At 70.5% G+C, this 12220-nt stretch carries 12 protein-coding genes; 7 read left to right on the plus strand and 5 right to left on the minus strand.

Translation table 11 applies throughout. From position 1 onward, the window contains the following. Window positions 1-220 precede the first annotated feature (220 nt). From FBY35_RS27025 to FBY35_RS27035, 3 genes are all read right to left on the minus strand, one after another. On the minus strand, window positions 221-628 hold the full coding sequence (locus FBY35_RS27025; RefSeq protein WP_142216575.1) for a DUF3040 domain-containing protein: 408 nt from the start codon (window positions 626-628) through the stop codon (window positions 221-223). 250 nt (window positions 629-878) lie between these two features. Next, complete coding sequence (locus FBY35_RS27030) at window positions 879-1637, minus strand: methyltransferase (protein ID WP_186357074.1); 759 nt, start codon at window positions 1635-1637, stop codon at window positions 879-881. 131 nt (window positions 1638-1768) lie between these two features. Beyond that, complete coding sequence (locus FBY35_RS27035; RefSeq protein WP_142216576.1) at window positions 1769-2308, minus strand: SAV_6107 family HEPN domain-containing protein; 540 nt, start codon at window positions 2306-2308, stop codon at window positions 1769-1771. Between the two features lie 164 nt (window positions 2309-2472). On the opposite strand from FBY35_RS27035, the gene FBY35_RS27040 reads away from it, so the two are divergent. The 7 genes from FBY35_RS27040 (at window position 2473) to FBY35_RS27070 (ending at window position 10316) form a co-directional block, all read left to right on the plus strand. Next, window positions 2473-3303, plus strand: coding sequence for a PP2C family protein-serine/threonine phosphatase (locus FBY35_RS27040; RefSeq protein ID WP_142216577.1), 831 nt, complete (start codon window positions 2473-2475; stop codon window positions 3301-3303). Between the two features lie 54 nt (window positions 3304-3357). Further along, window positions 3358-4320 (plus strand): MASE1 domain-containing protein, encoded by a 963-nt coding sequence (locus FBY35_RS27045; protein ID WP_142216578.1) that lies wholly within the window; start codon window positions 3358-3360, stop codon window positions 4318-4320. Window positions 4321-4398: 78 nt separating this feature from the next. Beyond that, the gene (locus tag FBY35_RS27050; RefSeq protein ID WP_142216579.1) at window positions 4399-5133 is read left to right on the plus strand and encodes an ATP-binding cassette domain-containing protein; all 735 of its coding nucleotides are present in this window, start codon (window positions 4399-4401) and stop codon (window positions 5131-5133) included. Then, window positions 5105-7192 carry a YhgE/Pip domain-containing protein gene (locus tag FBY35_RS27055; RefSeq protein WP_142216580.1) on the plus strand — a complete coding sequence of 696 codons (2088 nt, stop codon included), beginning with the start codon at window positions 5105-5107 and terminating at the stop codon, window positions 7190-7192. Before FBY35_RS27050 ends, FBY35_RS27055 begins: the two co-directional genes overlap by 29 nt. Window positions 7193-7221: 29 nt before the next feature. Next, on the plus strand, window positions 7222-7851 hold the full coding sequence (locus FBY35_RS27060) for a TetR/AcrR family transcriptional regulator (RefSeq protein WP_260848831.1): 630 nt from the start codon (window positions 7222-7224) through the stop codon (window positions 7849-7851). A 311-nt stretch (window positions 7852-8162) separates the two neighbouring features. Then, window positions 8163-8780, plus strand: a complete 618-nt coding sequence (locus tag FBY35_RS27065) for a DUF4126 domain-containing protein (RefSeq protein ID WP_142216581.1) — start codon at window positions 8163-8165, stop codon at window positions 8778-8780. Window positions 8781-8828: 48 nt separating this feature from the next. Continuing rightward, window positions 8829-10316, plus strand: coding sequence for an NAD(P)/FAD-dependent oxidoreductase (locus FBY35_RS27070; protein ID WP_186357075.1), 1488 nt, complete (start codon window positions 8829-8831; stop codon window positions 10314-10316). Window positions 10317-10373: 57 nt separating this feature from the next. Here the strand turns inward: FBY35_RS27070 and FBY35_RS27075 are convergent, their stop codons facing one another. Together FBY35_RS27075 and metF are read right to left on the minus strand one after the other, a co-directional pair. Further along, window positions 10374-11213: a hypothetical protein gene (locus FBY35_RS27075; protein ID WP_142216582.1), complete on the minus strand. Its 840-nt coding sequence runs from the start codon at window positions 11211-11213 to the stop codon at window positions 10374-10376. 51 nt (window positions 11214-11264) lie between these two features. After that, window positions 11265-12182: a methylenetetrahydrofolate reductase [NAD(P)H] gene (gene metF, locus FBY35_RS27080; protein WP_142216583.1), complete on the minus strand. Its 918-nt coding sequence runs from the start codon at window positions 12180-12182 to the stop codon at window positions 11265-11267. Window positions 12183-12220 lie beyond the last annotated feature (38 nt).

A 12220-nucleotide genomic window follows, 5' to 3' on the forward strand; every position in this document is an offset into this window, starting at 1 on the left:
GGCGGGGGACCCCCATCCTCCGGCCTGCGATCGCACGTACCGCGGGGCATCAGCCGCTCCGCGGCGGGCCGCTCACTGATCCGGCCCGATCGACCGGACAGGACCGGGTGGGCACGAGTGAGTGAGGGCGAGGGGGGGCCGGCATACGGCTGAGGGGCGACGCGTTCTCGCGTCGCCCCTCAGCCGTATGTCGTGTGTTCCGCCGTTGCCGCTGATCGGCTCAGTGGCCCTGGCCGCCCTGCTCGTCGCGGCGGCGCTGCCACCGCTCCTCGATCCGATGCATCATCGACCTGCGCTGACGGGGCCGGCGGCGAGCCGTCGCTGCCGTGTCCCCCAGGGTCTGCTGCTCACCCGGTTTGGGCGCCTTGCGCCATCCGGTGACCGCGAGAACCGCACAGCCGAGCATGACGAGAAAACCCACCACGCTGATCCAGATCTGCTGCGCGACCATTCCGGCCATGAGGAGCGCGATACCCACCAGGAAGCCGGCGACTGCCTGGTAGACCCGTCGTCGGGTGTACGTACGCAGCCCGCTTCCCTCAAGCGCTGTAGCGAACTTGGGATCTTCGGCGTACAGCGCTCGCTCCATCTGCTCGAGCATTCGCTGCTCGTGCTCCGAGAGCGGCACGGAGTCCTCCTAGTCGTCGGCCGCGGGGGGGCGACCGGTATGCGGCCCTTTCAGGATAGGCAGGGAATCGCCCCCGTGAAACCCGCCCTCTAACCCAATTCGCCAGTCCGGGCCGCCACGGCGGCTCAGTGCTGAGGCGTAGATTCCCCAACCTCCGATCCGTCATGCCGGATGGTGTCCCCCGATCATACGGGGCGGCGGCCACGATCGGGGGGTCTGTGGCGTACTCCATCCGCTGCTGCGCCGCTGATCAGCCCCGCTTCTCACCCAGTACGTGCAGCTGGGTGGCGACAGCGTGGAAGGCGGGCAGTTCGGCCGCGGCGGCCTCCAGCTCGAGCAGCGCGTCGAGGGCTCCGGGCTCGGTGTCGACCAGGACGCCCGGGACGAGGTCGGCGAAGACCCTGACGCCGTGCACGGCGCCGACGTCGACGCCCGCCTCGGCGACGAGTTCGGCGAGCTGCTCGGCGGTGAAGCGCCGCGGCACCGGGTCGCCGGCGCCCCAGCGTCCGGCGGGGTCGGAAAGCGCCTGCCGGGCCTCGGTGAAATGGCCGGCGAGTGCCCTGGCCAGGACCGCGCCGCCCAGTCCGGCGGCGAGCAGGCTGATGGCGCCGGAGGACCGGAGCGCGTCCACCGCGTTGCGTACGCCCTCGCCCGGGTCGTCCACGTACTCCAGGACTCCGTGGCACAGCACCACGTCATAGGCGCCGCGCTCGACGACGTCGAACAGGCCGTGGATGTCGCCCTGGACGCCGCGGACCCGGTCGGCCACCCCGGCCTCGGCGGCGCGGCGCTCCAGCGCGAAGAGCGCATTGGGGCTGGGGTCGACCACGGTGACGCGGTGCCCGAGCTGGGCCACGGGCACCGCGAAGTAGCCGCTGCCGCCGCCGGTGTCGAGGACGTCAAGGGCATCCGTCCCCATCGCCTTGACCCGGCGGTCGAGGGCGTCCTTGAGGACGTCCCAGACCACGGCGGTACGGAGGGAGGCGCGGGGGCGCATCGGGTCCGACACGGCAGTTGACTCCTCGGGCGGCTCTACTCGGGCGGTTCTACGGTGAAGACGCAGACCACCCTATTGCCTTCGCCGACGTGGCTTCGCCGACGTGCCTTCGCCGATCGTCACCGGCCCTGGCCGCTCCGCTGTCACCCCGCGGCGTCCCCCGTCCCCGGTTGCTCGATCCGCGGCTGGGGCAGCACTGGCTGGAGTACCAGCATCCGCTCGACGAGCCGCAGAAACATGGCCGCGTCACGGAGCAGGTCGTCGGCGTCACGGGCACTCGCCGCGCCCTGTATCCCCGCCTCCGCGCGCGCCCTTCGCCGGGCGCCCGAGGCGAACAGGGCGCTCCACTCGGTCAGTTCGGGAGCTATCTCGGGCAGGACTTCCCAGGCGCTTCGGATCCGCTGCCGTCGGCGGGTGCTGGTCTCGGGCCGGCCGCGGGCGGCGAGGACCGCCGCCGCGGTGCGCAGGGCGGCCAGATGGGCTGTGGCATACCGCTCGTTCGGCGTTTCGAGCGTGGTGGCCTCGTCCAGTCCCGTACGGGCCTGGGCGAGCAGGTCGAGGGCGGCGGGCGGTGCCGATGCCCGCCGCAGGACGGGATGCACGTCGTTCGCCGGTCCGGTCAGTGAGGGGGCAGGGCCGGTGGCGCGGCGCCGGTGTGCGGCTGCTGCGTAGGAGCTGGCCATGACGAACCTCCTGTCGTCGTGTGACGGCGCTGTGGCCGTATGTGTCCATCGTGAGGGGGACCACTGACAATCGGCTCTGACCTGCTTGTTCTCTGTGGGGGCCGGGGGGCGGGCTGACGGCTAAGGTGAAGTCAGGAGTTCTGCGGCAGCCCCCGGAGCAACCCATGCGCGGACATAGCGCCGACCCGCCCGACGATGGGCAGCAGCTGCTGGTCACACTGGGGCGGCTCGTCGACCAGGCCCTGGCGCAGACCAAGCTGCAGCGGGCCCGGGTAGAGCTGGCCATGGCGCTGCAGCGCCATATGCTCCCGCCCGCGCTTCCGGACCTTCCGGGCCTGAGCATCGCGGCCCGGTACGCGCCCTCGCGGGACGGTCTCGACGTGGGCGGCGACTGGTACGACGCCTTCGTGATGATGGACGGGTCGCTCGGCCTCGCCATCGGAGATGTGCAGGGCCACGACGTGGAGGCCATCGCGTTCATGGGGCAGGTCCGCACCAGCCTGCGGGCCATCGCCCAGACGACGAGCGATCCCCGCGAGGTGCTCGGCCGCGCCAACAACCTGCTGATCTCCATGGGCTGCGGCTTGTTCGCCACCTGCTGCTTCCTTCGCTTCGACCCGGCCGGCCGCGACCTCACGGTGTCCAGGGCGGGCCATGTCCCGATGGTCTGGGCAACAGCGAGCGGTCGCTCCGGTATCGCCCTCGACCGGGGAGGCCCGCCCCTGGGTGTCCTGCCGGGCGAGCTCTATCCGGTGACCCACCGACGGCTGACCGAGCCAGGAGTCCTCGTCCTGCTCACCGACGGGGTCGTAGAGGGACCGACGTATCCGATGGAGTCCGGACTGGCCGAGGTGGCCCGGCTGGTCCAGGTGGGCTTCGACGCCGACCCCGACGTGCTGGCCGCCACCGTCATCAAGGTGGCCGACCAGACGGGTCACAGTGACGACGCCGCCGTGCTCGTCGTCCGCTACGACGGCCCGCCCGGACCCGGGTGACCGGTCCGCCCCGTCCGACTCGCCGCAGCCCCGCCGAGAGCGCAGACTGCTGGGGTGCGCACTGCGGAGATCGGCCGCTATGGACCTCCTGTGCTGCGGATCCTCGCTGTCGCCGCCGTCTACTACGGTTCCGCCCGGCTCGGGCTTCTACAGCAGCTGGTACGCGGTCAGGTCACGCCGCTGTGGCCTCCGACCGGGGTGGCCGTGGCCGGTCTGCTCCTCCTCGGTCCGCGGATCTGGCCGGGCATCGCGCTCGGCGCCTTCCTGGTCAATGTGTCCATCGGCCCCACCCCGCTCGCGGTGCTGGGCATCGTCGCCGGCAACACGCTGGCCCCGCTCGGCGCCTACGCGATGCTGCGGCAGGCGGATTTCCGCGTCGAGCTGGACCGGCTGCGGGACGGGCTGGCACTGATCTTCCTGGGCGCACTGGCCGGGATGCTGATCAGCTCGACCGTGGGCAGCGGGGTGCTGGCGCTGTCCGGAGCGCTGGATGCGGGCGAATTCTGGCCGACCTGGTCGGTGTGGTGGACCGGTGACGCAATGGGAGTGCTTGCCGTCACCCCGTTCCTCCTGGCACTGCGCCGGGCCCGGTGGCCGAGCGACGCCGGGATCGGCCGCTGGATCGAGGCGGCGGCCCTGTTCCTTGGCACGCTCTTCGTGACGGTCCTGGCGACGAGTACGAACAGTTCGGCCCTGCTCTTTCTCGTCTTCCCGTTCCTGATCTGGGCGGCGTTCCGCTTCCAGCTGACCGGTGCGGCGCCGTGCGCGCTGATGGTGATGACGCTTGCGATCCTCGCCGCGGCCCGCGAGTCCGGCCCGTTCGCCCATCACGACCTGCTCGAGAACATGGTCACGCTGCAGGCCTTCAATGGCACCACGGCACTGAGCGCCCTGCTTCTCGCGGCGGTCATCACCGAGCGGAACAAGACCCATGACGAGATCAAACGGCTCTGCATTCAGCTCACCGAGATGGTGGCTCATATGGATCCCCGTGAAGGGCCGGAACCCGACCGCTGAAGGGCAGGTTTTGCTTCGGCCGCGGAACGGGGGTAAGTTTTTGAACTGACCAGTCAGTTCAAAAATGGGGGAGGGTACGTGGACAGCCCGCACGGAGCGGCCGTGACCGCCGAGGACTTCGGGCTCAAGGGTCCGCGCGGCTGGGCGTTCCGCTCGGTGAGCATCGATGCGGAACCCGGCTCACTGATAGCGATCGAAGGTCCGTCCGGCTCGGGCCGCACCTGCCTGCTGCTCGCGCTCACCGGCCGGATGCGGCCGGCCGAGGGCCATGCCGAGGTCGGCGGCCTGGCGCTGCCCCGCAAGATGGCTGCCGTACGCCGCATCAGCGCGCTCGGCCACGTGCCGGGCGTCAGCGAGCTCGACCCGGCGCTGACCGTCGCCGAGCATCTGCGCGAACGGGCCCTGCTGCAGCGCCGTTTCGGCGCCTCGCTGCGCGCCCTGCTGCGGCCGCGGGCCGAGCGCCTGGCCGCGGCCCGCAGCCGTGTCGCCGAGGCGCTGGAGGCGGCCGGGCTCGACCTGGCGGAGCTGCCCAAGCAGGAGCGCACCGTCGTACGCGATCTGGAGCGGCTGGAGGCGCTACGCCTGTCCGTCGCGCTTGCTCTGATCGGCCGGCCCCGGCTGCTCGCCGTGGACGACACCGACCTCAAGCTCTCCGACACCGACCGGGCCGAGGCCTGGAAGCTGCTGCGTTCCGTTTCCGAGGCGGGCACGACGGTGCTCGCGGTGTGCAGCCAGGCGCCCGAGGACACGACCATCATCCGTACGAACGAGGAGGGGGCGGCCGATGCGCTCGCCGAGACTGGCCGCGCTTGAGCTGAAGCGCTTCGGCAGGGGGAAGCTGCCTCGCGCGGCGCTTGTCGCGGTCCTGCTGCTGCCACTGCTGTACGGCGCGCTGTACCTGTGGTCCTTCTGGGATCCGTACGGGCAGCTCGACAAGATCCCCGTCGCGCTCGTCAACGACGACAAGGGAGCCACCGCCTCGGGCAAGAAGATCGCCGCGGGCGACGAGATCACCAAGGGCCTGCGCAAGAGCAAGGTCTTCGAGTGGCACGAGGTGAGCGAGGCCGAGGCCCGCAAGGGCGTCGAGGACGGCGCGTACTACCTCTCGCTGACCATGCCCGAGGACTTCAGCGCGCGCATCGCCTCCAGCGCCGGCGACTCCCCCGAGACCGGCGCCCTTCAGGTCCGTACGAACGACGCCAACAACTACATCGTCGGGCAGATCTCACGGACGGTCTTCTCCGAGGTCCGCACCGCCGCGTCGGTCAACGCCTCCCGCAGCTTCCTCGACCGGATCTTCATCTCCTTCTCCGGCATCCATGACGCCACCGAGAAGGCGGCGAAGGGCGCCGACCAGCTCAAGGGCGGGATCGGCAAGGCGAAGAAGGGCTCCAAGGATCTCGCGGACGGGCTGAAGGACGCCAAGAACGGCAGCGGCAGGCTGGCCGGCGGCCTGACCAAGCTGAACAAGGGCGCGGGTGATCTCGAGAGCGGCTCCAAGCAGGTCTCCGACGGCACCCAGGCGCTCGCCGACAAGGTCAACGGGGTGGCCGCCGAGGTGCGCCCGTACCTCAAGGACAACGGCAAGGCCATCGGGGACGCGGCCCGCCTGGTCGCCGACTCCTCGCAGGCGATACGCCACAACCTCGACATCCTCGTGAAGACGGCGCCCGCCTCCGCGGCCCTCGCCCACGCGTCGGCCGACGAGCTCAGCTCCATCTACAAGACGCACTGCGAGGACGCCCTCCTGCCCGACCCCACCGTCTGCCCTGCCCTCAAGCGCGCCAAGGTCACCGCGGCCGATGTCGCCAAGGTCGCCGACGACGTCAACACACTCGTGAAGGACAACAACGGCGATCTGAAGAAGCTCGACCGCCAACTCGCCGATCTGCAGAAGAAGGCAGGCGAACTCGCCAAGCGCTCACCGCGGCTCGACGAGGACCTGAAGTCGGCCGTCGGCAAGATCAATGACCTCAACTCGGGCGCGAAGAAGGTCGCTCAGGGCGCCGGCAAGCTGCACACCGGCCTGAGCAGCGCCAAGTCGGGCTCCACCGATCTCGACACCGGTGTGGGCAAGCTCAAGACGGGCGCCGGGAAGCTCGACGGCGGCATGTTCAAGCTCGCCGACGGTTCGTCCGAACTGGCCGGCGGGCTCAACGACGGCGTCGGCAAGATCCCCGACTACGGCAAGAGCGACCGCGACCGCCGCACCGAGGTGATGGCCGACCCGGTGAAGCTGGCGAGCCAGTCGCTCCACAAGGCGCCCAACTACGGCACCGGCTTCGCCCCGTACTTCATCCCGCTGTCCCTCTGGGTGGGCGCGATGGTCGCGTACATGATCATCCAGCCGCTGAACCGGCGGGCGCTCGCCGCAGGCGCCTCCGCCTGGCGGATCGCACTGGCCGGCTGGCTGCCCGTCGCCGCGATCGGTGTGGTGCAGGTGGCGGCACTGATGTCCGTACTGCACTGGGCCGTCGGCCTGAAGATGGCTTACGCGGCCGGGACCATCGGGTTCCTCGCCCTCGTCACCTGCAGCTTCGCCGCCATCATCCAGTGGCTGAACGCACGCTTCGGGGCCGCGGGCCGCATCCTCGTCCTCGCCGTGCTGATGCTCCAGCTGACGTCGGCAGGCGGCACCTACCCCGTCCAGACCAGCCCGGGGTTCTTCAATGCCATCCACCCCTTCCTCCCGATGAGTTATGTCGTCGATGCGCTGCGCAGGCTCATCACCGGCGGTGGTCTCGGCCCGGTCTGGCAGGCCTGCGCGGTGCTGATCGCCTTCACGGCGGGCGCGCTCGCGCTGACCGCCGTGTCGGCCCGGCGCAAGCAGGTGTGGACTCTCGACCGGCTCCACCCGGAGCTGAGCCTGTGAGAACGGCCGGACCTGTGAGAATCGACTCCATGGACGACGCCATGGACGCCAAGGACAGCACCAGCACAAGACGCCGGGCGACCCGGGCAAAACTCTACGAGGCCGCGGTGACGCTCATCGCCGAGCAGGGCTTCTCCGCCACCACGGTGGACGAGATCGCGGAACGCGCCGGGGTCGCCAAGGGCACGGTCTACTACAACTTCAAAAGCAAGACCGAGCTCTTCGAGGAGCTGTTGCGGTACGGCGTCGGCCTGCTCACCGCCTCGCTCCAGTCCGCCGCCGACGAGACAGCGGAACGCGGCGGCACCAAGGTCGAGGCGCTGGACGCGATGATCAGGGCCGGTCTGGGCTTCATCGACCGCTATCCGGCCTTCACCCAGCTGTACGTGGCCGAACTGTGGCGCACCAACCGGGCCTGGCAGTCGACGCTTCTCGTCGTGCGCCAGCATGCGGTCGCCGTCGTCGAGACGGTGCTGCGGGAGGCTGTCGACAACGGCGAGTTGAGCGAGGAGATCGACATTCCGCTGACGGCGTCCGCGCTGGTCGGGATGGTCCTGGTGGCCGCCCTCGACTGGCAGGCGTTCCAGCCCGAACGGTCGATGGACGACGTGCACTCCGCCCTGTCGCGGCTGCTGCACGGCCGCGTCAGCGGTCGCTGAAGCCCGGCGCCGGGAACAGCGAGGAAAAGCAGAAGTGCCGGTTCGGCGAGGCTCGATCCCCCCGAGCCCCGCCGGACCGGCGGTGTCCCCCCAACGTCCCCGTACTCCCCCGATCCGTCAGGGGAGCCGCACCGTTCCGCCGCCCCGTGTCGGCGGTGCCGGCGCCGCGCCCCTTCCGTGGTCCCCACTCTTCCGTCTGGGCAGGTGAGACCCATCCGCGCGCGTACTCATCTCGCCCACTAGGTACGGATACTCAGCCCTGCGTGCTCATCCCCACCCGCGCAGCCCGGCGACTGGTTACGATCGCGTCCGTGTCCGTACTCCCTCTTGTGTTCACCAGCGGCTGGGCCAGCGGGATCAACGCCTATGCGGTGGTCCTGCTGTTGGGCGTCTTCGGCGCGACCGGGCTCACCGACGAAGTGCCCGCATCGCTTCAGCGCACCGATGTCCTGATCGTCGCCGGGGTGCTCTTCGTCTGCGAGGCGGTGGCGGACAAGATCCCGTACGTCGACTCGATATGGGACTCCGTGCACACCGTGCTCCGGCCGGTCGCGGGAGCGGTCGTGGCCGCGCTGCTGGCCGGGGACAGCGGCTCGCTGCCGGAGCTCGCGGCGGCCGCGGTCGGCGGCTCGTCCGCGCTGATGAGCCATCTGGTCAAGGCCGGCACCCGGATGGCGATCAACACCTCACCCGAGCCGTTCAGCAATATCGCGGTGAGCACGGCGGAGGATCTGGGCGTCGCCGGGATCATCATCTTTGCGCTGTTCCATCCGGTTGCGGCAGCGCTCGTCGCCGGGACCCTGCTCGCGCTCGGCTTGGTGACGGTGGTCTTCCTGGCCTCGCGGATCCGCCGGTTCTGGCGGCGCCGCGCACAGCGGCGCGAGGGGAAACGGCCGGCCGCAGCGGGGGTCGGCAGATCACCCTGGTGACCGGGCCACCCGGACCGGCTGTCAGTGGCGGCCGATAGGGTCGCCGACATGGGACGGATTGCGGTGATCGGCGCCGGGATGGGCGCCATGGCGGCTGCCGCCCGGCTGGCTGTGGCAGGCCACCGGGTGACGGTGTACGAGCGCTCGGAGACGTACGGCGGCGCAGTGGGCCGGTACGAGCGCGAAGGCTTCGTCTTCGACACCGGTCCGGGTCTGCTCCATCTGCCCGCCGTCTGGCGGGACTTGTTCGTCAAGACCGGCAAGGAGCCCCTGGAGCAGTGCGTAGGGCTGGTCCAGGTGGACCCGTCGAGCCGCCACCTCTTCGCGGACGGCACGGCGGTGTCCCTGCCGAACGCCTCACGGGCCGGAGTCGTCTCCGCGCTGAATGAGGCGCTGGGGTCGGGCGCGGGCGAACGGTGGGGCGAGTTCCTGGGGAGAGCGCGGGACGCCTGGGAGCGCACGAGGCGGCCGCTCCTCGAGGAGCCTTTGCGGGCGGACTGGCAGGTGCTGGGACGCGACCCCTATCCGGCGCTGCGGCACCGCAAGCTGCTGCGGGCCCGGCAGGCTTCCACGCTCGCGGAGATCGGCGCCTGGGAGCTGGCCGACCCGAGACTGGCGGCCCTGCTCGACGCCTGCGCGCTCGCGTACGGCCTGGATCCACGCCACGCTCCGGCGAGCGCAGCCCTGCTGCCGTACATGGAACAGACCTTCGGCAGCTGGTACATCGAGGGCGGGATGCGTGAGCTGGCCCGGGCCGTGTACGAGCGGTGCACGGCCCGGAAGGTGGAGTTCGCCTTCAGGTCCGAGGTGACGCGAGTCCTGGAGAAGGGGGGCCGGGCGGCCGGCGTCGAGCTGGCCGGGGGCGCGGTCGCCGAGGCGGATCATGTGGTGGCCGGCGCCGGGACGGCGGGGCTGGTCGGTCCTGAGCTGTGGCGGGAGGGTGACGTAAGACCCTCGAAGGGCACGGGCGACGGTCCGCTGCCGGGCCGGTTCACGGTGCTGCTGGCCCTGCGCGGGGCGCGCCCCGCATCCGCTGTCCACCGAACGGTGGTGCACTCCCCCGACACGGGTGAGCAAGCGGCGGCGGTCTTCGGCGGGCGGACCGGGGAGCGGCCCACGGTGACCGTGCTGCGGCCCGGCGATCCACGGACCGCTCCGGACGGCGAGCACGAGGCAGTCACCCTCACAGCCACGGTCGCCGGACCCGGGGGCCCGGTCGACTGGACGGACCCGGCGCTGCGCGAGCGGTACGCCGACGCGCTGATCGAGGCCGCCGGCGCGGTCGTTCCGGAGATACGGGACCGCGTGCTGTGGCACGAAATCCTCACGCCCGCCGAGTCGGGAGCGCTGCCCGCGCCCGCGCTGGCGGGCGCCGGGGGACGGTATCTGCACCCGGCGAACTGCACCCGGCTTCCCGGCCTGTATCTGGTGGGCGGCCACGCGCACCCGGGCGGCGGACTCGCGCACGCCGGGATGTCGGGGGCGCTGGTCGCCGGTCTGATCGTGGAGGGCGCCGGCTTCCGTGGCTCTCAGTGACGACCGGTGTTCGGTGACGACCGGGTTCAGTGACGACGTGCTGCGACTGACGCAGCGTCAGTAGCGGTACTGCTGCTCGTTGTACCCGGTCCCGGTGTCGTAGCCGTACGGCGAGGGCTGTTCCTGCGGCATCGGCGGCACCTGGTCGCCTTCGCGCTGCTGCGGGACCCACACCCCACCGGCCGGGGTCTCGCTGTACTGAGGCTGTGCGTACGGATCGGCGTACTGCTGCTGGCTGCCGTAGCTGTCATAGCTGTCGTACGCGTTGTACTGCTGGCCGCCGACATACGGGTCCGAGTACGCGGCGTACTGCTGCTGCCCGGCCCCGTAGTCGTACTGCCCGGCGTAGGCCTCCTGGCCCGTCGGCTGCTGCTGGCCGTAGTCCGAGTAGTAGCTGTCGTACGTGCCGCCGTACTGGGCGTAGCTCGGGCTCTGCTGCTCCTGCCGTGGCTGCTCCGCCGCGTAGGCCGCTTCGCTGTACACGCCGTACTGCCCGGTGTCCTCCGGGAGCGGCTGGGGCTCGTAGACCGGCTCCGGCTCAGCGTCCGCGTCCTCGTACGCGAGGTCGGAGACCTCCAGCGTGGGCTCGCGCAATGCCGCGTCCGGCCTGGAGCCGGACCTGCGGCGGGGGCTCTCGCCCGGACTGCCGCCGAGCGCCCAGCCGGTGGAGAAGCCGCGGCGGAAGGACAGGGTGACATACGTCTGGCCGACCGCGAAGGCGACGGCGCCCAGCGCGATCACCAAGACCGAGGGCAGCAGTACGCCGAAGACGACAGCGAGGAATCCGGCAAAGGCGAGAAGCCGCCAGCGCAGCCGCGCCTTGTACTGCAGCAGCACCTCACCGAGCAGCCACAGCGCGACGACGCCGAACGCGATATAGAGGACCGTCCAGCCCATGCCCGCCCCTCTCCTCCGGCCGCCGCCCCGGGTCGGGTCGGGTACGGCCGATCACGACTGCTCGTGCAGTCCGAGATTCTCGTAGATTTCGAGCGTCGCCGTGGAGTTGTTGAGCGTAATGAAGTGCAGTCCGGGGACTCCCTCGGAGAGCAGCCGTGCACAGAACTCCGTCGCGTACTCGATTCCAATGGAGCGTACAGCGGCCGGGTCGTCCTTGACGGTGAGGATCCTCTCTTTCAGGTCCGCCGGGAACGTCGCGTTGCTGAGCTGCGCAAACCTTTCCAGCTGCCTGACGCTGGTGACCGGCATGATCTCCGGAATGATCGGCGTCCGGCAGTCCGCGGCCGCGACCCGGTCACGCAGCCGCAGATAGTCCTCGGGCTGGAAGAACATCTGTGTGATCGCGTAGTCGGCCCCGGCGCGGCACTTGTCGACGAAGTGGCGGATGTCGGTGTCCCAGTCCTCCGAACGCGGATGCATCTCGGGGAAGGCCGCTACGCCGACACAGAAGTCACCGGACTCCTTGATCAGCTGGACGAGCTCGGCGGCGTACCGGACGCCCTTGGGGTGCTTGACCCACTCGCCCATGGGGTCGCCGGGCGGGTCGCCCCGGACTGCGAGGATGTTGCGGATCCCCGCGTCGGCGTACTGGCCGATCATGTTGCGCAGCTCGGCGACGGAGTGGTTGACCGCGGTGAGGTGCGCGACCGGGGTCAGTGTGGTGTCGGCGGCGATCTGCTCGGTGGCCTTGACGGTGCCCGCGCGCGTGGATCCGCCGGCGCCGTAGGTCACGGAGACGAAGTTCGGGGCGACTGCCTCGACCCTGCGCAGCGCGTTCCAGAGGTTCCGCTCGCCCTTCTCGGTCTTGGGTGCCCAGAACTCGAAAGAGTAGGACGTTTTACCGGTCGCGAGCAGGTCACGCACGGTCCGTGCGCGATCCGTCCTGGTCGAAGCTGTACCAAGGGCCATACTCGCAGGTTATCCAGGGCTTCCGGGTCGCCCAACCC

This window comes from Streptomyces sp. SLBN-118 (assembly GCF_006715635.1).
In the GTDB taxonomy this organism is placed as follows: Bacteria; Actinomycetota; Actinomycetes; order Streptomycetales; family Streptomycetaceae; genus Streptomyces.